This window comes from uncultured Campylobacter sp. (assembly GCF_938030145.1).
In the GTDB taxonomy this organism is placed as follows: Bacteria; Campylobacterota; Campylobacteria; order Campylobacterales; family Campylobacteraceae; genus Campylobacter_B.
On sequence record NZ_CALHGM010000020.1, the window covers coordinates 17,132 to 37,931 of the forward strand.

The window sequence follows — 20,800 nt, forward strand, 5'->3', positions numbered from 1 at the left end:
CGTCATACGCCGCCTCTTAAGAGGCGGCTATTTACAGTGTTAAAAGGTAATATAATGAGGCTTTTTATTGCGGAAAAGCCGGATCTAGCTAAAGCCATCGGCGCTAGTTTAGACGGCACACAAAAAAAAGGCGATGGCTATTTTATAAAAGGTAATGATGTCGTTACGTGGGCTTTTGGGCATATTTTAGAGCTATATAAGCCGGAGGACTATGATGAAAGCCTGAGACGTTGGGATTTTGCTGCCCTACCTATTAAAATTGATGAATTCAAATATAAACCTATCGAAGGCTCAAAGAAGCAGTTAAAAATCATCTGCGCCCTGATTAACAGCGATAAAATAACACAGATAATAAATTGCGGCGATGCAGACGAAGAGGGGCAAATTTTAATCGATGAGATACTAAACTACTCCAGAACCGATAAGAAGATCTATCGCTTGATGTTGCAAGATCTAACGGAAAAGGGCATTCGCGCACAACTAAAAAATATCCGCCCAAATAGCGATTTTAAAGGACTAAGTGAGTGCGGATTTTCCCGCGCTCAAGCAGATTGGTTGGTCGGTATAAATTTAACGCGAGCCTATACTAAAATTGCACAGGAAAAGGGCTATAATGATGTTTTAAGCGTCGGGCGTGTGCAAACTCCCATCTTAGGCCTTATAGTTAATAGAGATGTAGAACACGAGAACCATAAGGCTAGTTTTTATTATACGATTAGCGCCGCCGTTTCTACGCAAGGACTTACTGTTCCTATGCGATACAAAAGCGATGAGAAAATCATCGATGAAAGTTTTGCAAATGCGATTGGAGCTAAGGTGCAAAACAAAAACGGCTTAATTACCAAAGCTACGCATGAAACACGAAATGAGTTCCCGCCGCTTCCATATAATTTGCTTCTTTTACAAGCCGACTGTTCAAAAAAATTCGGCTACAAGCCAGATAAAACGCTACAAATTACGCAAAGCCTACGCGAGAAGCATAAGGCAATAACCTATAACAGGAGCGATTGCCAATATCTACCGGAAAACCTATTTGAGCAATGTTCTGAAATTTTAAATTACGTAGGACAAAATCTACCCTCGCTTGCTCAACTTACTAATGGGGCAGATCCCGGCATTAAATCGAGTGCTTTTAACGATAAAAACATAACGGCTCACTACGCAATCATTCCTACGGCTACAAAAGTTACAAACCTTAGCCTGGAGGAACAAAACGTTTATGAGCTCATCGCAAAACGTTTTACGGCCATATTCTATCCGCCGCAAGAATTTATTCAAACGGATTTGGAGGCCACCGTGGATGGCGAAAAATTTATCGCTAGCGCTAAAAAAGTTATTAAACAGGGCTATAAGACGGTCTTTGATAAAGATGAGGCGGATGATGAGATAAAGCCCGAAGAAGAGGTGGCGATGGATCTTACCGCCTTAGAACAAGGGCGGGAAGCGATATGCAAAGAGGTAAAAATCTCTAAGCAACAGACTAAGCCTAAACCATATTACACTATGGCTACGCTACTTAAGGATTTGACAGCCGTCTCAAAATATGTCAAAGACGAACGCATAAAGAAGTTGCTACAAGAAAAAGATAAAGATAAAAAAGGCGAAAATGGCGGGATAGGAACGCCGGCTACCCGATCGGAGCATATTAAAAAGTTATTTGATAGAGGCTTTGTAGCGGAAAAAGGCAAAAATATAGTCTCCACCGAACTTGGTAGAAACTTTTTCGCTCTAGCACCACAAATTTTAACAAAGCCCGATATGACGGCGCTTTGGTTTGAGGAACAAAAAGAGATCATATCCGGAAGAAGGGGTCGTGAGGAATTTTTGCAGGGCATAAACCAAATCATAGCCGAAGAAATTTCAAAAATTAAATTTAACGGCGTAGACGTAACGAAGCTCATGAGCAATGCACCTAAATGCCCAAAATGTGGCAGCCTTCTCGTCAGACACGAAAATAAAGGTAAAAAGGGGGCATTCTGGTGGGGTTGCAGCAACTATAAAAATTGTGATTTGGGCTTCCTGGCTGATAACAAAGGAAAACCCGTCTTGCAAAATACGCCGAAGCCACAACCTAAATCTGCCATAAAATGCCCGAAGTGCGGCAAAGGTATCCTTATTTCCTACAAGAATAAAAGTAAAAAAGATGGCAAACCCTATACCTGGTTCGGATGTTCCGAGTACAAGAACGGCTGTAACTTCAAATGTTTTGCGGACTCTAGGGGCAATCCAAAATTTTGAAAGGATAAACAAATGACTAATGAAGAGGCAGTTTTAAGAGACGAACTCGAGAAAAAAAGCAAAAAGTACTATCTCGATGAGAACGAAATTTATAAAATTGATCTCATTTTAGAAAGCGAAGGCGGCGATCGATATGTTGAGCGATATTCAGGTAATAAAAAAGAGATAATCGATTATTACCTAAAGAATAAAGATCGAATAGGTGAAGAGATAGTTGTGGACGAAGAGGGAAATAGCCATATTAGACATACTTTTTTCGCCATAAACGACAGCAGAGGTTTTAACGTAACAGGTGATATGTTGGCCGAAGCAAGAGCGTCCGAACAAAATTATAGCGAAATGGAAAAGGCTAAAAGCCGGCTTTTCTCAAAAATTAAAAAGGTTGCGCCAAAATTTAAGAAAAGACAGAAGCAGCAAAGTAAGGAAAGGGAACTTGAAAGATGATGCGGCCAAAGTCCATTATTTGCAAAACAAAAAACTATGAACACACTTTTATTACAAGGAGTAAAAATGTTAGCAGAAGCTAAAATCATTGGGTTTTTAACCAGGGACATAGAGCTTAGGTATCTACCAAGCGGTACGGCTTGCGCGAAAACCGGTATTGCCTCTAACAAGAGTTATACCAACTCGAATGGGGAAAAAGTCGAAGAGACTTGTTTTATTGACATTACTTTTTGGGGACGTATGGCGGAAGTCGCTAATCAATATCTCAGAAAGGGGTCGAAGATCTACGTCTCGGGAAATTTGAAATATGAAACCTGGACGGATAACAACGGGGCAAATAGATCTAAGCATTGCGTGGATGTTGCAGATATGATCATGCTTGATAGTAAGCCTAAGGCGGAACCAAACGCAAGCGGAACCCCTTTGGATTCTGGCAATCAATAAATATGCCTTGGCATAGTGTAAGATGACTTAAGTTATCTTACACTACTTTAATATAACGTGCAATATAAAACGAAGGATCTACTATGAGTATAAAAGAAACAGCTGAAGAAAAAACAAATTTAAAAAAGGAGGATTTTAGCGCCTTTAAAATTGCCTCTTTCGAATTAGATGAGCGTAATAAAGGGATAGGCGAGATTTTCCGATTAAATACTGATTTTAAAGGCGACGATAAAGCGATATTTTTAGGCTCCATGAAAGCTCTTGATCAACATATAGCCAAGCAGTGTAAAGAGCTCAATAAATTTTCACAAGAATTTGTAAATTTAGTATTTACGGATAACGATAAAAGCGAGAAAAAATTGCGCGTTAGATTAGGTGAAGGAAGCTTTGATAAGGGCTTGGATAATCTAATAGCGTTATCGAATAATGACCTTAAGCGTTCTCAAACATCAAAAGCAGCAAAAGAAAATTTTGTTGAAGAGATTGAAGAGATAGGCAACAAAAACCCCACAAAACAAAGAAGGGGCGAAGGGTACGATAAACTAAATAGCTTTTTTAACAATAGCATATCTATTACGGAAAGCTTGGGAAATTCGATAGGCGATGAAAGCTTATCTGCATTTTTAAGCAATTTTAGAAAAACATTTCAAACTATAAATTTTAATATAAAAATTACTCCTAATGCCGCTACTAACGAAAAAGATCAAAAAGTAGATGATCTCGTTCAAACCGTTTTAGAAAAACCGAAAAGTGTTTTGCCTGGATTTGCCGCCTCTAAAGAGATCGAGGCGGAACTACAAAAGGCACAAAAGATAGTTTCAAAAAAGGTAAAGGCTGCTTTGCCTGGATTTACTATTTCTGAAGAGAAACAAGAGCGCTCCAAAATCCGCAGCAGATCTTTAGAGCAAGAGCGTTAGTATATTGCGCTAATGTGGTATAATTTAACGTATATTAAGTTACATTAAGGTATCTTAGGATATAATATATTAATTTCAAAGAAAGGAATAAAAGATGTTTGAAGGCAAAAAGAAGTGGGATTATACCATGAATGGGAATGAGTTCGAAGCTGCGATAAGTATTGTTGAAGGTCGTGCGAGTTGTATGTTTTCTAAAATTTATGATTTATTGGAAAGTGGCGGCTCGGATTTGTCTCAAGACAAAGATTATTTGGCATTAAAAAATCTTTCGGATAGAATTTTCGAGGAAAAAGATAAGACTCTAGATTATTGGATGGCCGAAATGGATAGGCTGACCGATAAATTGGAAATCAAATTAGAGGATAAAGCTTGACGGATATAGAAAAACTATCGCAATTTAGCGAGCAGGATATAAATCGAGTCGTTAATAAATTTTGGAAAGAAGTCGCAAGTTCCTTAGAAAGCGTCGAAAGACCCCAATTGGATATAGTAGGTGGACAACCCGGAGCAGGAAAAAGCGATACTATTAAAAACTTGAAGAACGACTTTAACAAAAACTGTTTATTTTTAAATTATGATAACTTTAGAAAAGATCATCCTAATGCCTCTGCAATTTATACTTTAGACGACAAGGACGAGGGGTTATATTCGCATTTTACGAATAAATTTATGAAACAAGTGGGTGATAAGGTATTGAAAAGGGCCTTTGAAGCCGGCTATAATGTCATTTTAGAAAAAACGCTAAAATCGGATAAGGTGAAAGAGTATATCGATCTAGCGCTTAAAAAAGGTTATGAAGTTAATCTATACGTCGTTACCTGTGATAGAGATCTGTCTATGAGTGCAGTAGAATATAGATTTCGAACAGAAAGAAATCAATACGATCGCAACCCCAAAAAGAATCCTCCTCCACGCAAAATTCCACGCGAATTTAGTGATCTTTGCTGTGAAAAACTGGGAGATACCGTTCAGAAGCTATCTGATACTTACGGAGATAAAATCAAGAATTTAAGGATTATTTGTCGCGATAAATTTTTCGAGCAGGATGTAGTCTTTGACAAAAGCTTGGGACACGATACCACTAAAATAAAAGAGACTATCGATTGTATTTTGGTCGGCAAAAGACGGAAACTAAGCGATATGGAGAAAGCACAAATCTCCGTAATGAAAAAAATCTCGAAGATACATCCATTCAAAGCTAGCTCTGGTAAGGAAAAAGAGATAGACAGAGAAAAAATCGACGATGGGCGCTCTTTTGGGGATTAGTTGTGAAGCTGCTTTATATTTTTTTATCATCGATAATTTTTGCGACTTCATCATTTGCTACGACGACATATAACAAACTTTTCATTAAATATGGCAAGTTCTATGACATTCCGGCAGAATTATTGTGGGGCATAGCGAAGACGGAGTCAAATTTTAACGCCAAAGCATACAATAAGAATAAAAACGGCACTTTTGATATAGGGCTTATGCAGATAAACTCCGTTCATAAAGCCAAGCTGCTAGAGCAAAATTTAGATCTGGATGACCTATATGAGCCGGAAACCAATATTAGATTTGGAGCCAAAATTCTACGAAGCTGTATCGATATGCATGGTTTTAACTACAAAGCCCTCAATTGCTATAACGGTAAGATTGTAAACAATCCTTATAACAAAAAGGTTCTAAAAAATATCAGAGATAATAGAAGTAAAAAGAAAAAGCGAGTTTTGATAAAATTTTAAAGGAGTTGAAATGGAGCTTCACAAAGACGATACTAGAGCTATTTTGGAGTATCTAGGATTTGAAGTGGATAGGGCTTATAAATTTAAAATGCGTGCCAGCGAGCATACAGCCTCCGCGTCCATAAACCCTAAAAATGGAATGATTAAAGACTTCGGCAGCGGCTGGGGCGGCGATATAGTGAGCTTTTACCAATACGTAAAAAATTGTTCACTCAAACAAGCTTTTAAAGATATTGCTACGATATCTAAAGAGCTTAATATTAACATACAATCAACTAAAAGCTCAACTCATAGCAATGATGAATTTAGTCAAAAACGGGAAAGTCAAAAAGAAAACAAGCTTCTAATGCCGATTACGCAATCATATATTGATAAGTTTAAACAGGAAAGAAAGGAGAATTTCTCGAGATATTGGGAACTTTTATCTAAAACTTTACCTACGTTCGACGCAGATACAAAAAAAGCTATTGCCGAAAAATTTGAAATAGGCTACTCAAAGCAAGCCGATAGGCTTATTATGCCTATAAAAGACGAGGCGGGACTTTGTCGCACGCTTTGGAAATATAATCCCAAGCCCACCCCTATGCTTATGTCTGATGGGAATATATTAAACTTGAGCAAGTATACTTTCACTAAAAATAGGCCTCGCAAAAATTTTATTTTTAATTATAAAGACTTTAGTGAGGTTTATAGGCTAAATTTAAATGAGCCGATCTTTTTTGCGGAAGGCGAAAAAGATTGCCTAAATATGATTGCAAGTGGCTTAAGAGCAGTTTCGTTAGGTTCCGCCTCTACTAAATTAGGGGAGAAATTTATAAACGAATTTAAAGGTGCTAAAATAGTGATAGCTTATGATTATGATGATGCCGGACATCAAGGCGCGCAGGAGCTAGCACAACAGCTTACGGGAATTGCCTCAAGTATTGAAATCATAGATTGGCAGCGCATAGCTAAAAAAGCCGGCATGGTAAACAAATTGTTTGATAAATTTGATTTTACAGACTTTTTGTGCGCTACCGCTCATAAGGGAAAAAGCAAGGAGCAAACTTTTGAAAGAGGGTAAAACAAATTGGCACTTGAAAAGAAAATTCAAATTACTATATGCCTTGAACAAGAAGAGATAGATTTTATACGATATATCACACAAAAGCGCTTTTATGACACTCGCGCCGCCTACATCAGGCGACTAATAAGAGAAGCTATGATAGAAAACGATTGGATAGAACACAAAGAGGAATTTTATTCCGAAAACAAAGAACAAAAATAATTTATCTTAAGTTACATTGTTCTGCTTTAACTTACATTAAGTTATCGTAGGATATAATCGCGGCAAAGGAAAAATCTTTACAATATATTTTAATATTACTTTAATATTAAAAATGTTTTTTCTGTATTTTTTTGCTATCATTACGCTATTTCTTTACATGGGGTAAAAAATGGCAAAAAAATATACTCAAAAAAGCCTGTTCGGCGATGGCTTTTGGGAAGATGCCGCGAATTTAATCGAAACAAAAATCGATAGCATAGAAGGAGAAATCGATGAATACAATCAGTCCTCTACCTCCGATGATCGGCGAATGGTATCAAAGAGGAGAATACAATCCACTTTGGGAAAAAATATCCGCGATGCCGAGCAGCAAGATAACGCATTATCTAATGAGCATGGACGAGACAATGAAGATAGACGAGTCCTTTATGGAACAGATGCTTCAGCCGAACGTTTATCGAATGCTGCCAAAGAGATTCTACCAACGCAAATTGTCGGAGAGATGGCTCAAAGCCTTGAAAATAGCGGGATTGAGCGATATGGCGAAGCAGATAGCTCAGCCGGAACTCAATTGGGCGGCGGCAATTCAGGAGGATTTGGAGCTCAAAACCTTTTTGCAACCCCTGGCTCTGGAACTAATGGAAGCGGGCAATACTCCGAACGAAATTCTATCGATATTGGGAGTTCCTTATCACACCGGACTAAAAATGATAGCGATGTTTTGGATGGGAGATTACCAGGAGGAGCCGCTAATGAAATATTGGACAATACTTTTAAAGAGCAGTTATTTCCGGGAGAGCAAGGAGAACAAAGAGACCAAAGCGGTGTTCGAATATCTGATGAGATACGTAAAAATGGAGTATCCTTGGAGACTACTATCCGAGAAGGATTACGAGATATACAAGAGAAACAAAATCAAAGCCCGGGAGAAACTAATGGGGGCTTGGATGAATTACGAGGCAACTCCGGAGAGGATACTAGAGGATATTATGAACTTCGGCGATCCCAAGTATTGGGAAACAAAATTGTATCGCTAGGGCAAAATAACGATTTTACCGCTAAGAGCGAAATCTTAATAGCTGGGGCTAAAGATAAATTTAAAAAGAATTATGAGGCCTTAAAGCTTGTAAAAGAGCTAATACAGATTAAAAAAAAGGCAAAGGCCGAAGAAAAAAATTTTACTATTACCGAGGAAGAACAAAAAACCATCTCACAATTTAGCGGTTGGGGCGATGGCCGTTTAGCAAACGGGCTTTTCAACTCTAAAAATGAGGAATGGCAAAAAGAGCGCGAAGATATTAGCAATCTCCTTACCCATTATGAATATACTCTTGCGGCCGAATCATCCTTAAGCGCATACTATACTCCAAGATTTGTAATTGACGCCATGTATAAAGCGTTAGAAAATTTCGGATTGTATGAAGATGGCCGTAAAAAAGAGATTTTAGAACCATCTGCGGGAAACGGCGCTTTTCTTATGTTCGGCGACAAACAAAAAAATAATTATACTACCGTCGAGGTTGATAATTTAAGTTTCAACGCTCTTGAACTGCTTTACCCTTCGCAAGATCATTACAACATTAAATTTGAAAAATTTATTCCCATACAAAAATTTGATGCCGTAATCGGAAATCCTCCGTATGGAAACATACGGGCCTATAGTGATCCCTACAATTCAGACCTTACGGGCGCCAGTATCCATAATTTTTTTGCCGCGAAGTCTATTCGTTTACTGAAAAAAGACGGTATTACTGCATTTGTAATTTCAAGCAAATTTATGGACGCTAAGGACGCCTCAATCCGAGAAATTATAAGTAAAGAAGCAACCTTTCTCGGGGCCTTGCGCCTGCCCGATTCTACTTTCAAAAATGCGGGAACTAAAGTTACTGCGGATATAGTATTTTTTCAGGAGGGCAGACATCCTGAAATAGAAAAAAACTGGCTTTTATCGGAAGAAACCGCCTTTCAAAACATAGATAAAAAATTTAGTGTAAACCAGTATTTTAAGAATAACCCGCAGAATATTTTAGGAAAACTTACCCCCGTCGTAGGGCAGGGCGGAATTTTAGACATAGCCTGCTTGGAAGATCCTAGCTTAAATTTGGAACAGAAAATCGATGAGTTTATAGCAACCCTGCCTAAGCATATTTATAAATGGCACGAGCCCACCATAAACCAAGATTTTCTTGTTTTAAGCGAAAGCGACTCGGAGTATCGAAGCAATAAAAGGTATTTTGACGGCCTGCGCGAAGACAATCTATTAATTTATAGAGACCAAATTTTCATAAAGCGCCATGCTCAAAAGTCAGAAACTTTATATATAGAAAAGGTCAAGGCTCCTAAAACAGATCTTACGCGAGTAAAACTTTTTATACAGATGCGAGATACTCATAAGCTGCTTACCCGGCTTGAAAAACAAGACATTGCAGATGATGATCCACGTCTTATTGCCGTGCGAGCAAAGCTTAATGAGGCCTATGATAGTTTTCACAAAAAAAAGGGAGAGTTTTTAAATAATCCCGGTATAAATAAAACATTGAAAAAAGATGTGGAATTTTCAAAAATATCATCATTGGAAAAGGGATACCAAAGAGCCGTATCGATCGAGATAGCTTTGCGCGATGGAATACCGCCGAAAGATCACAGCGCACAAAAGGCCGATATTTTATTGGGTCGTATCAATAGACCGAATAAAATCATGAGCTTCAACAACGTAGAAGACGGGCTTTTGGCAAGCATGAATATATATGGAAAGCCAAATATAGGCTATATCGCATCTTTTTTGAAAAAAGATGAGGGCGAAGTGGCTAAGGAGCTTTTGGATCAAAATAAAATTTTTATAGATCCTGAGGAGCTTGAAAAAAGCGGAAAGTTGGAATACATTTTTGCATCCAAATATCTATCCGGCGACGTTAGAGAAAAATTCAAAGTAGCCGAGCGCGTTTCAAAAATATACCCCGGCATGGCACATAACTTATCAAATTTAAAAGCAGTTATCCCGCCGGATTTAAAAGCAAGTGAGATAGAAGCGCCTATGGGCTCTAGTTGGATACCTTTACGATACTATAATGACTTTTTTGAAAAAGAGTTGGGAATTCCTAGTTCATCCTGGAAATTAAATCGATCAGATATTAGCGGGGCTTGGACTTTTCAAGGCTCTAGCGTTGGAATGAGCCGGTTCAATCTTAGTCGAATGAGTTTTGATAAATTCTCTCCGTATGTGATTTGCAGACATGCGCTTGAAAACTCCACCATTACGATTAAAAAGGAAACCAACGAGCCGGTATTGAACCCTGATGGAACCGAAAGGGTGGATAAAAACGGCTATACTATCTACAAAAAGATAGTAGACAAAGAGAAAACACAACAGATCAATAGCATGATCGAAAAAATTAGAGATGATTTTTCGGATTGGCTTTGGAAAGATTATGATAGAAGGGCGGATTTAGTTCAAATTTATAACGATACGTTTAATTGCTATGCCAAAAAACGATACGACGGCTCTAAGCTTGAGCTAGAAAATTTCAGCTCCATATATACCTTAAGAAAACATCAGAAAGATGCCATTTTTAGAGCCATAAATGAAAACAACTGCCTATTCGATCACGAGGTGGGAGCCGGCAAAACCCTAACGGCAATCTGTTCGATAATGAAACAAAAACAGCTAGGTATTCTAAATAAGCCTATTTTTGCAGTTCCCAACCATTTGGTAACTCAATGGTCTGACGAATTTATGTCTGCGTACCCGGATGCAAATATTTTAGTGGCCGATGCAAATTCGATGGATAAGGAACATCGCAACGAATTTTATGGAAAAATCATCAACGAGAATTGGGACGCAATCATCATGGCTCATTCTCAAATTGAAAGGATCCCGGTACCAGCCGAAATCGAGCGCAAGGTCATTCAAAGAGAGATAGACGAATTGGAAGAAACAATCAGTTTCCTGGAAGAAGAGTCCGAAAATGGGCGCTCCTATTCGGTAAAAGAAGTTCAAAAGCGCGTTCAATCGCTTAGAGCTAAATTAGAAAGCGCTATCGATAAAAAATCTAAAACCAAAATGATAGATTTTTCGGACTTGGGCGTTGATTGTTTAATAGTAGACGAATCGCACCTATATAAAAATTTACCATTTTCTACGCATTTGAAAGTTAAGGGGCTGGGCAACAAGATAGGCTCCAAAAAAGCCCTTGCAATGCTCGGTTTTACTACCTATTTGAATGAGAATAATAAGAAAATACTATTTTTAACCGGAACACCCGTCTCCAACTCCTTAACGGAGCTCTACGGTATTAATAAATACCTTATGCCAAAGGAGCTTGAGCAAAAAGGTATCGGCTCTTTTGACGCCTGGGCAGCAAATTTTACCAAAATAGAGAAGACGCCCGAGCTTAATGCAAGTGCGAGAAATTACAAAATTGTAGATCGCCTCGCGGCGCTGAACAATTTACCCGAAGTTTGCGGCGCCTATAATAACGTTGCTGATATTGTTACGAATAGCGATATTAAGCAATATTATAAATATTACGTTCCTGGGGTCAATATTAAAAAGAGCATAGCACTGCCCAGCCGCGCAATACGCGAATATATAGGAGTGGAAGATGCAAACGGCTTTTACGATGAGCGCTCCATCATCGGTAGAATGGATAAACTTAGCAAAGGGGGCTTTGATCCCAGGATAGATAACTATCTAAAATGTACTTCCGATGCCAAAAAAGCCGGCATAGATTTTAGATTGATAGATCGCAACGCAAAAGACTATAAGGGCTCCAAAATTAACAAATGCGTGGAAAATACATTTGAAGAATACCAAAAATGGGGCGACGACAGAGGAACGCAGCTAATTTTCCTTGATATAGGCACGCCCAAGCGAAGCTCAAAGAGCATCGATATAGAAGCCGAAAAAGAGATAGAAGAAACCGATAAGGACGACATCCTTTATAACAACGATTATGAAGCTGACGAGCCGGGCTCATTTACTAATTTTAACGATGAGATCGAATCAAATAGAGATGAAGAAGAATACGACGGTACGGAAGAGGATAGAGATGCCGGAGAAAATTCTTTTGAGCTTTATGTAGATATTTATAAAAAGCTTGTAAAAAAGGGGGTTCCGCGCCAAGAAATAGCTTTTATTCATGATGCGGATACGCCAGAGAAAAAACGAGAATTATACCGAAAAGTGAACTCTGGCGAGGTTAGAATTTTACTTGGATCTACGAATAAAATGGGTGCAGGAACCAATGTTCAAGAGCGCGTCGTAGCAATACATCATATTGATGCACCCTGGCGTCCGGCTGATTTTATACAACGTGACGGTCGCGTTATTAGGCAGGGCAATATGTTATTCGAGCGCGATCCTGAAAATTTCAAAATCAATGAATACCGATATATAACCGAAAGAACCTATGATGCGGTTGCTTGGCAGATTATCGAAACAAAATCAAAGGCGCTACTGAATTTTAGAAAAGGCACGGTGGACAGCAGAAGTCTAAGCGGTTTTGAAGAAGAGGCCGCAAGCGCAGCAGAGATGAAAGCGGCCGCTACTGGCAATCCGCTATTTATGGATCAGGTTAGACTGAAAGCGGCGCTCGACAAAGAAGAGGCCGTTTATAAGAAATATCTTAACGATTACCAGGACGCAGAAGATACCATCAGGGCAAACTGGAATAAAATTCAAAATTTTAAGAAAGAAAAATATAACATTGAACAAGCCAAAACACATTTATTGGAATACGAGGAAAGATTTAATCCGGCCGCGGCCTTTAAATGCTCCATTATAAAAGACGGCAAAGCCGTTGAGTTTAATATACCGGCCAAAACAGACTCGGAAAATATAAGACTCGAGCAGGATAAAATGAAAGGTCTTTTTGAAAGAGCGATAAATTTAACAATTCGCAACCATGATCAAACGATCCCCATTTTAAACTATAAGGGTTTTCGCTTAGACGGCTACTACAGCTCCTCATATAAAGAGCTAAGTTTTACGATAAATATGCAAACAACCGACAACAATGAAATAGAAATGGAGCCGGAAAATCTTATTTATAAATTAGGTGATGGCCAACCTATAAGCTTTGCCGGTTTTATAAAGCGCACAAACAATTTTCTAAATGAAGAGCGTTTAAATTTGCTAATCAAAGGATGTGATGACAACATAGCTAAATTCCAACAAAATACTCAGGATTTAACTGCCTTCATTAAACAAAATCCTACGTACGAGCGCCAGGAGCTTTTGAATCTGTTAAAAAAGGAAAATAAAGTTATTATGAATGAACTTAACAAAATAGCTTCAAATAAAGATTATAAGAGTAATTTCAAATCCCAAGCGCTAGAAATGCTAGAAAGCCTTAGTAGAAATCGTAGCGATAAAGATGAAAATTGCATCACAATGTAACTTAATGTAATGTGATGCAACTTAACTTAATATACGTCTATAATTTATTAGATTGCATAAAGTTGTCTAATACTAAATTTAAAAAATACGCTCTACTTCGATTAAATCTACCGCAGCAATCATCAACATAAGAAATTTGTTCATCTGTTAGGTATATAGTGACTCTTATTTTGCTGGACTGCCTCGTAGCAGTCTTATTGGTAGGCTCGACAGACAAATATCCATTTTTCTTAATAAAGTCATCTAATATCATGCTAAAGAAATACGCCTTACTCCTATCAAATCGGCTGCAGTAATCGTTAACATAAGAAATTTGTTCGCGCGCCAAATAAACAGAAACTTGCGTTTTACTATTTTGTTTTTCCTTAGCATCGGCTTTTGCAAAAGTTTTTTGTGGTATACTCTTATTGATTTGGTTGATCGCATCTTGAATTTTAATCGGTTCTTTCATTTTGATTCTCCTATTTTGGATTTTTGATTGTTTTAAGCAGTTTAACATATTCTGCAATAAAATTAGAATAGCTGTTGCGCGAAAGCACGCTATCGTTATATAGCTCCATAAAGGACATTCCATACTTTATGGCGTTGTTCACAATTTTCGATTTTTTAAAGTAAAAAGTGGTAAATTTGTTGAATGGCTCCTCTCCCAGCTCTTTTTTCAGCGATTTTAACTCTCTATCATCTACGAAATCCGTAGCTAAAAGCACTATATTGCTATTAAAGTCCTGAATTTCGATAATCGTTTCGGCTGTTCTTAGTAGCGAATTATAAACTGGAGTGCAAGGAATAATTACATAATCGCACTGCGATATTATTTCTAAAACCCCTGGCGCCACGAAACCACCAAAATCAAAAACACAATTATCGATAGATTGTACCTTATCAACAACTTTTGCTTTATCCAGATAAATTTGCTCGATGCAGCTATTATCATTGCTTTGTAAAAACAAATTTAGATCTTTCGCTATGCTGAAAGCAAAAGGTGTTTTCCCAACCCCTCCCTTTTTGTTCATTATTGCGATTTTCATTGAAAAGTCCTCTTTTAAAGATAACGTATTTTACCACACTTTACTTTAAGTTACATTAAATTAATACAACTTAAGTTACTTTATGGTAAATTTTGTATATCCATATCCTTAAATTCTTTTTCGTAATCCTCTTTTGCTTTAATGTTTCTACCAACTTGCCCTTTGGGGTGCTTGAGCATAGTTTTAATATGTTTATTATCGGTGGACTCCGAAATCTCTTTAAAAGTTGTTCTACTCATCTGTATTGGTTTTAACGGTTTTTCTAAACGATTTTCTATTGAAACATCCCAAATCTTTTTATAAGTAGTTTTTTCGTAGTATTTTTTACTTTTTTTATCAAAAACATTAAATTTTAATTCTTTTTCTCCCACTATGACAAATCTGGCAAATTCATTCGGCATTACGTTATTTTCTTTTATAACCCTCTCAAGATCGTCAGACCATATATTTATATCCTTGCCCTTGTTGGTTCGATATCGAACATAATAACTCTCTTTTTCTCTTTCATCAAAATTAAAATGTGCTCTACCAAAACTTATAACTCTATAGTAATGAGCTTTGTGTTTTATTCCGTATTGTTTTAAAGCGTTACCCATATAAATATTTTTATTAATCTCTTTGCCGCTATTCACAGAATATTTGTGATAAATTTTAGTACTTGCTTCTACGCCCAATTTACGCAATTCTAAAGCAAAATTTCTACGTATATCATCCAAGTCAATTTTTCTTATATTGACTCTTTTTCCATAGTCGTCTACCGCCTTCAAACACAAATGACAATGTGGGTTATCCGTATCGGAATGCATAGCTACTACAAAGTAATTATTCGGATATTTTTCGGCAATAGCCTTCATAGATGCTTCCTTTATTTTTTCTAATGGAGCATTTGCATAATCTTTCATAGAAAAAACCATATTAAACGTTTCTCTTTTCTCTTTTTTATTCAATAAAAAAAGATCACGGGCTGTTGGAATTTCATACATGGAAGCATTAAAAGTAGCACATAGCTTATATAAATTTTCTTTACCTTTATATATCTCTCCATCGCTAGTAAAAACATTTAAAGTTCCGTTTCTAGAAATATATTTTATGTGTGCCTTTAATTTATCAAAATTACTTGATGAACTGGTAATTTTCATAACCACTTGCGGATTTGATTTTATAAAAAAATTTGATTTATTATAACTTGTAGAATATGTGGCTTTAAATTTTGTTGGACTATCAATATATGTTCGTTGTTTTTTATCTAAATTTGTGAAAACTCGTTTAGCTCTCCACTCATCATCATCCCAAAAATTTTTTAAACGCTTCATGAAAAAATCTTAAATCCTTGTCTTTAATACTTTAAAATATTTTTGTAATAATGAGGTTATAGAATATATTTTACCATCTAACATTTTTATCATCTTTTCAAAATTTGAAAAATTTATATTCACATTTTGATCTCTATTTCTGATAGCTGCAAGTAAAGCACTTAAATTTCGCCCAACTTTGTTTAGAGAATTTACAGCAAACGTTAAATCTTTCATCTCTATATTATTAAAGAAATTTTCTTGATACATAGAATTAAGCAATCTAAATCTAACCTCTTTCGCTACTGATTTAAATCCATGGCATTCGGCTTCTTTCTTTAACAAATTTACTTCACTATCTGTTAATTTTATTCTTATTATATGTGTTTCTTTTTCTATAGGGGAGGCGTCTATTCTATTAAAATTTATCTCTTTATCATCTCCATCAACAATGTATGATAAAATATCATTCAAGATACGATCTATACTTTTAACTTTCATTTTATCTTTATATCTTGATAAAAAATCATAATTAGATTTATCTAATCTAAATGAGCGTTTTATTTTTTCCATATATGTTCCTTATTGTGAGCCTCGCAGAGAATGCTTTTTTGTTATTTTTGGGTGGCAAAAAGATAACAAAAAAGCTATCCTGTAATTCATCAATTCTCTAGTTAGAATTATATCAACGTATCCTTTAAATTTTCTAAATAAATTTGCATCATTACTTATATTTATTTAAGATAAGTATGATATAATCCTCTCATCAAAATAAAGGAGAAAAAAATGACTGAATATGATGCCAAAATTAAGGAATATAGAAAAAAAATTTCCGAACTGCAACAAAAGAAAAAGGAAATTCTTGTAAAAAAGAATTCAAAATTTGCAGAGCTTTTATACAATTTAATGCAAAGTGATGAAAATTTCTATTCTGATTTTTTAAAACTGCTAGAAAAATATAAAGCAAAAGAGATTTTAGAAACTTTAGAAAAAACACAAATAGGAGATAAAAATGTATGATGAGAAATTTCCTGCCGCTATAGTAAAAGCACAGGTGGATATAATAAATGTTTTTTTGGTTTTTGCATCTATTGCATTTATAGTTGGAATATTATTATTAATTTTTAATAAAGAAAAAAGATGGCTTGGTATTCCCTTAATAATTCTGCCAAGTATAGGATTTTATATGGTAATAATAGGAAATGAAGACATTAAAAATAAACTCAGCGATCCCATAAAATCACTATTTGAATTTTTTTATAATAATGGTTCAACATTAGTTTTTATTTTATCTATCGCCTTGATAATATTTTTGTTTATAATATTGCCTTTTTTTAGTAAAGGTAAAAAGGGAAACGCAGGTTTTGGAAGCGGTTTATTTTTGGGATGGTTATTATTCGGTGGCGATAGCGATGATTAAAAGGAAATTGACGAAAGAAGAAGATAAAGCAAAGAGTGAATAATGGAAAATTATACAGAAATCAAAGATTTTTTACTAAGTAAAACATTTCAAGTTTATATAGCCATACTTAGCACTCTATGTTTTGTTCTACCTCTCAATATTTATTTTTTAAATCTGAATATCGTAAACGTAAATTTTGTATTTGCCGGCGCAATATTTGTAGCGATCGGCGCGGCCATTATTTTTAAAATTTTAAAGTGGTGTGAGTATGATAAAAAATGGTTAAGCATAGCAGCTCGTATTATCTCCGGCATTTGCCTAGGTTTTATCTTTTATGTAGTTTGGATCAGCGCATCTGTAAAATTCGCTGATCACATAGAAATCACAAATGGTAAAATGACGCGATATTATTATCGAGGCGAAGTGTATCATACTGATCATAATGAAGCCGGTGCCGTTTGGTATGGTGGCGATAAAAATAACTATAGGGTAACGTTTGTGTATACCGATGGTAAAAAGGTTACGTATGTTAACGGCAAAAAGATATAAATTTCAAATAAAGAGAGGAAAATGAAATACTTGCTATTAGACGAATATTTTACAATTGATGAAACAGGTGCTTTTAATAGGTATCCCGATAACTACCCGGAACAAATACAAATGCTGAGAAAAGTAGGTAAACCAACACTCGCTTTAATACATCAAGACCTTGAAGAACCCAACAAAAAAGCATACGTTGTAAGGAAACAAAGGCTTAAACACAATGAAAGAATAGTAAAGGTCATCGATACAAATGTGATGATAGGCCTAAAAAAAGAGTATGGTAGCTTTATTCTTAAGGGCAACTTAGCAGAATTTGAAAATATGAACTATATTATCACGGACGAACTATTTTCAAAAATTATTAGGAAACAAAGGATATTTAAAAAATAGCCAATGAAAATAATGGTTTTCAATAGATAAAGATCTACGATGCCTATTTTTGGGCTTTTCATAAAAAGCATTCTATTAAATTTAAGTTTTCAAAGCTTAAAATGTCGAATTTGGCTTAAGAATTCACTAGAATTTAGCAAAATTTTAGTGAATTCTTAAATTATCAAGCGCAGCAGCAAAAATCAAAAATATAAATTAGTATAGATAAAAGTATTCCAATTAGTATTGACTTTTATCCTACTTTACTGTATACTAGTTTTCGCGGATTTCAATAAGGAAAAGATGATGAAGAACAGTGTGTTGGGAACAAATACAGCAACTAATGCTGCAAAGATGAGTATTACACTAAATACTTATTTAAAGGAAGAGGTGGATAACATTTCACAAGAACTTGGGAAAAGTAGAAGTGGCATTATTGCCGATGCTTTGGAATATTATCTTGATTATATTGACTTGTGCTTAGCTGAAAAAAGGCTAAATGATGGGTCTAAATTTATCTCTGCTGAAGAGATAGAGAGGCTGGTAGATGAGATGGCGGACTGAATACAACGAGCAGGTTTTAAAAGAGCTTGCCCGCTTAGATAAAGTTGATGCAAAGATGATATTAAGTTCAATACAAGAATTCGCAAATCATTTTTCACCGGAGTATGAAAAATCGCTTATGGCTAGCGGTAAGATTAAAAAGCTAAAGTCCAAAAGAAACTTATACCGGCTTAGGCTTAGAGTATTCAGGGTCATCTATTGCAAGGAAAACGAGCAGTTAAAAATACTGGTCATCAGAATAGGGCATAGAAAAAACGTTTATGAAAATCTTTAGAAGCTGCGGCATTTGCACCACCATGAGGGTCGTAGAGAGTGCCAATATCTTTATAAGCGACTGATAGGAAATGAAATAATGGGCACGACTACTGAAGAATTTCTAATCAAAGAGATAAGGCAGTCAAAAAGACTTATAGTTGGTTTTGGTATACCTATAATTGTTAGTTTGATATACAACTGGGATAATAACGCAAGTCTGCTTGGTCTTATCTTTCCATGCATTATCGAAGCTATTCTAATAATCGCTTGGCGAGACAATGTTAAAGGGCTTGAACAATACAGAAAGCAACTCGAGAAAGAGTTAAAAAATCTATAATTTGTTACAAGCCTTTCGAAATAGAAGTTAAAAGAAATTACATTACTGCTTGATCATCTTTTTAAAAATCTGGATCCATATCCGGATCTATTTCATTCTCATTTTTTGGAAAAACTGAGGACAGCATATCCAGGTGCTCAAGCAATTCCTGCTTTACGTAACCGTTTTGCATAGGGTCTAATTGGACTATTATGCCTTCTTTTCTAGCTAGTTTAATTGCTGGAATAAAATCGCTATCTGCTGTGATTAGAATGATTTTTTCAACCTGCTTTTTATTGGCTAAAGTTGCCATATCTAAGCCGATTTTCATATCTACACCCTTTTGTTTTATGTCTAGAGTGAAATCCTCATCTTTTAAGTCCTCGAGCTTAATTTTTCCGCTTAAGAGATTTTTTAAGGTTGTATAGCTTTTAAATTTCCATTGTATAAAATTTGCATCAAAATATCCCAATCTAACAGAACAATAAGGTTGTTTTTTTAAGCACGATAAAAGTTCTTGTCTAAATTTAAAGGTTTGAGTATTTTTTAAATTTAATTGTTTTTTACTTACCGGTAAGGTTGTTTCGTTTTCTAGAGGTTCACAATCGTAAATAAATATTCTGTATATATAATCATTATTTTTTAAAACAGATTTATATACATAGTCTTTTAGACGTTTTGCCATATTTTGTGGATCAGAAATATCAAACATTGTTCTATAGCGTTTTAAGAAAAAAGATAGATCTACTAACACAGCGGTTTTCAATGGTTTAAAAATCGAGCTGTAAGGTGTTGTTTTTCTACCCAAAAGTTCTTGTTGCATAATATGCTCCTTATAATAAAAGTATTAATTTTGTGGTAAAAGTGTCAGGACGCTTCCTCAACAATAGTATGAGACGTCCTTAACACATAAATTTCGTAATTGATTATAGCTTTTTTCAGTTTTTTTGTCAATAATACTATTTTCTTTTACTTGTCTATTCTTGAAAGGTTGTTATAATGACCGGAAACTTTTTATGATAATTTTTATTAAAAATTTAAACTTGATTTTTCAATTTTTTTCGACAAAAAATTTCAGCGGCAGCGTTTAAATTTATTATATAAATTTATTATATTATTAGGGGGTGTGAATAACCTGAGCTATTCACATGTTCTTTATCCGATTTTATGGTAATTTTAGCCGTATATTCACGCAGAAAATTTTCGGGGGTTTTAGGTGAGCATTTCGGGGGTTTTGAGTGAGTTCGTCGGGGGTTTTAGGTGAGCATTTCGGGGGTTTTGAGTGAGTAGCTTTAATATATATTATCAATTTGTTATGCCGTCAAATTTGTATTTTGCTAAAAAAACATATCAAAAACCTTTAAATTTGAGTCTAGATACAAAAATTTTCTGCCTCCTGCTTCGATCCGGGTTCAAATTTATGGCCGAAAAATTTATGAATTTTAAAGAATTCCCATGTATTGGTATTTTGAGGCTTGTCGGGCTCACCTCTAACCCCCGAAAACATCCCCGAAACTCTAAAAATCAAGGGCATTTTTACCCTCTAGATACAAAAATTTTCTGCCTCCTGCTTCGATCCGGGTTCAAATTTATGGCC

21 protein-coding genes are annotated in these 20,800 nt (G+C 35.6%); 15 read left to right on the forward strand and 6 right to left on the reverse strand.

The annotated features are described in order from the left end of the window. The first annotated feature begins 54 nt into the window (after positions 1–54). The 9 genes from Q0323_RS04410 to Q0323_RS04450 all read left to right on the forward strand — a co-directional run bounded on the left by Q0323_RS04410 (position 55) and on the right by Q0323_RS04450 (position 13,434). Positions 55–2,238 (forward strand): DNA topoisomerase 3, encoded by a 2,184-nt coding sequence (locus tag Q0323_RS04410; protein WP_298051910.1) that lies wholly within the window; start codon positions 55–57, stop codon positions 2,236–2,238. A gap of 12 nt (positions 2,239–2,250) precedes the next feature. After that, the gene (locus Q0323_RS04415; RefSeq protein WP_298051912.1) at positions 2,251–2,682 is read left to right on the forward strand and encodes a hypothetical protein; all 432 of its coding nucleotides are present in this window, start codon (positions 2,251–2,253) and stop codon (positions 2,680–2,682) included. Positions 2,683–2,748: 66 nt separating this feature from the next. Beyond that, positions 2,749–3,126 (forward strand): single-stranded DNA-binding protein, encoded by a 378-nt coding sequence (gene ssb / locus Q0323_RS04420; protein WP_297882939.1) that lies wholly within the window; start codon positions 2,749–2,751, stop codon positions 3,124–3,126. An 83-nt stretch (positions 3,127–3,209) separates the two neighbouring features. Further along, positions 3,210–4,043 carry a hypothetical protein gene (locus tag Q0323_RS04425; RefSeq protein WP_298051915.1) on the forward strand — a complete coding sequence of 278 codons (834 nt, stop codon included), beginning with the start codon at positions 3,210–3,212 and terminating at the stop codon, positions 4,041–4,043. A 94-nt stretch (positions 4,044–4,137) separates the two neighbouring features. Next, positions 4,138–4,416: a hypothetical protein gene (locus Q0323_RS04430; RefSeq protein ID WP_298051917.1), complete on the forward strand. Its 279-nt coding sequence runs from the start codon at positions 4,138–4,140 to the stop codon at positions 4,414–4,416. Next, on the forward strand, positions 4,413–5,309 hold the full coding sequence (locus Q0323_RS04435) for a zeta toxin family protein (protein WP_298051920.1): 897 nt from the start codon (positions 4,413–4,415) through the stop codon (positions 5,307–5,309). Before Q0323_RS04430 ends, Q0323_RS04435 begins: the two co-directional genes overlap by 4 nt. A 2-nt stretch (positions 5,310–5,311) precedes the next feature. Then, the gene (locus Q0323_RS04440) at positions 5,312–5,770 is read left to right on the forward strand and encodes a lytic transglycosylase domain-containing protein (protein WP_298051922.1); all 459 of its coding nucleotides are present in this window, start codon (positions 5,312–5,314) and stop codon (positions 5,768–5,770) included. A gap of 10 nt (positions 5,771–5,780) precedes the next feature. Next, positions 5,781–6,833: a toprim domain-containing protein gene (locus Q0323_RS04445; RefSeq protein ID WP_298051924.1), complete on the forward strand. Its 1,053-nt coding sequence runs from the start codon at positions 5,781–5,783 to the stop codon at positions 6,831–6,833. A 373-nt stretch (positions 6,834–7,206) separates the two neighbouring features. Then, complete coding sequence (locus Q0323_RS04450; RefSeq protein ID WP_298051926.1) at positions 7,207–13,434, forward strand: SNF2-related protein; 6,228 nt, start codon at positions 7,207–7,209, stop codon at positions 13,432–13,434. Positions 13,435–13,471: 37 nt separating this feature from the next. Here the strand turns inward: Q0323_RS04450 and Q0323_RS04455 are convergent, their stop codons facing one another. From Q0323_RS04455 to Q0323_RS04470, 4 genes are all read right to left on the reverse strand, one after another. Continuing rightward, complete coding sequence (locus tag Q0323_RS04455) at positions 13,472–13,885, reverse strand: hypothetical protein (RefSeq protein WP_297882921.1); 414 nt, start codon at positions 13,883–13,885, stop codon at positions 13,472–13,474. Between the two features lie 10 nt (positions 13,886–13,895). Next, positions 13,896–14,462 (reverse strand): hypothetical protein, encoded by a 567-nt coding sequence (locus Q0323_RS04460; RefSeq protein WP_298051929.1) that lies wholly within the window; start codon positions 14,460–14,462, stop codon positions 13,896–13,898. A gap of 80 nt (positions 14,463–14,542) precedes the next feature. Then, positions 14,543–15,775 carry a MobP1 family relaxase gene (mobP1, locus tag Q0323_RS04465; protein WP_298051932.1) on the reverse strand — a complete coding sequence of 411 codons (1,233 nt, stop codon included), beginning with the start codon at positions 15,773–15,775 and terminating at the stop codon, positions 14,543–14,545. A 9-nt stretch (positions 15,776–15,784) separates the two neighbouring features. Further along, a complete protein-coding gene (locus tag Q0323_RS04470) occupies positions 15,785–16,327 on the reverse strand; it encodes a hypothetical protein (protein ID WP_298051934.1) in 543 nt (180 codons plus the stop codon). Between the two features lie 213 nt (positions 16,328–16,540). Between Q0323_RS04470 and Q0323_RS04475 the strand changes: the two genes are divergently transcribed. The 6 genes from Q0323_RS04475 to Q0323_RS04500 all read left to right on the forward strand — a co-directional run bounded on the left by Q0323_RS04475 (position 16,541) and on the right by Q0323_RS04500 (position 18,906). After that, positions 16,541–16,774 (forward strand): hypothetical protein, encoded by a 234-nt coding sequence (locus Q0323_RS04475; RefSeq protein ID WP_298051937.1) that lies wholly within the window; start codon positions 16,541–16,543, stop codon positions 16,772–16,774. After that, positions 16,767–17,174 (forward strand): hypothetical protein, encoded by a 408-nt coding sequence (locus tag Q0323_RS04480; RefSeq protein ID WP_298051940.1) that lies wholly within the window; start codon positions 16,767–16,769, stop codon positions 17,172–17,174. The genes Q0323_RS04475 and Q0323_RS04480 overlap by 8 nt, the downstream gene beginning before the upstream one ends. 42 nt (positions 17,175–17,216) lie before the next feature. After that, positions 17,217–17,705 carry a hypothetical protein gene (locus Q0323_RS04485; protein WP_298051942.1) on the forward strand — a complete coding sequence of 163 codons (489 nt, stop codon included), beginning with the start codon at positions 17,217–17,219 and terminating at the stop codon, positions 17,703–17,705. A 21-nt stretch (positions 17,706–17,726) separates the two neighbouring features. Next, a complete protein-coding gene (locus Q0323_RS04490; RefSeq protein ID WP_298051945.1) occupies positions 17,727–18,089 on the forward strand; it encodes a hypothetical protein in 363 nt (120 codons plus the stop codon). 285 nt (positions 18,090–18,374) lie between these two features. After that, the gene (locus tag Q0323_RS04495) at positions 18,375–18,632 is read left to right on the forward strand and encodes a ribbon-helix-helix protein, CopG family (protein WP_298051948.1); all 258 of its coding nucleotides are present in this window, start codon (positions 18,375–18,377) and stop codon (positions 18,630–18,632) included. Then, positions 18,616–18,906 (forward strand): type II toxin-antitoxin system RelE/ParE family toxin, encoded by a 291-nt coding sequence (locus tag Q0323_RS04500; protein WP_298051950.1) that lies wholly within the window; start codon positions 18,616–18,618, stop codon positions 18,904–18,906. Before Q0323_RS04495 ends, Q0323_RS04500 begins: the two co-directional genes overlap by 17 nt. 379 nt (positions 18,907–19,285) lie before the next feature. On the opposite strand, the gene Q0323_RS04505 is transcribed toward Q0323_RS04500, so the two are convergent. Then, positions 19,286–20,026, reverse strand: coding sequence for an NYN domain-containing protein (locus Q0323_RS04505; RefSeq protein WP_298051953.1), 741 nt, complete (start codon positions 20,024–20,026; stop codon positions 19,286–19,288). Positions 20,027–20,575: 549 nt separating this feature from the next. Continuing rightward, the gene (locus Q0323_RS04510) at positions 20,576–20,737 is read right to left on the reverse strand and encodes a hypothetical protein (protein ID WP_298051954.1); all 162 of its coding nucleotides are present in this window, start codon (positions 20,735–20,737) and stop codon (positions 20,576–20,578) included. Between the last annotated feature and the right edge of the window lie 63 nt (positions 20,738–20,800).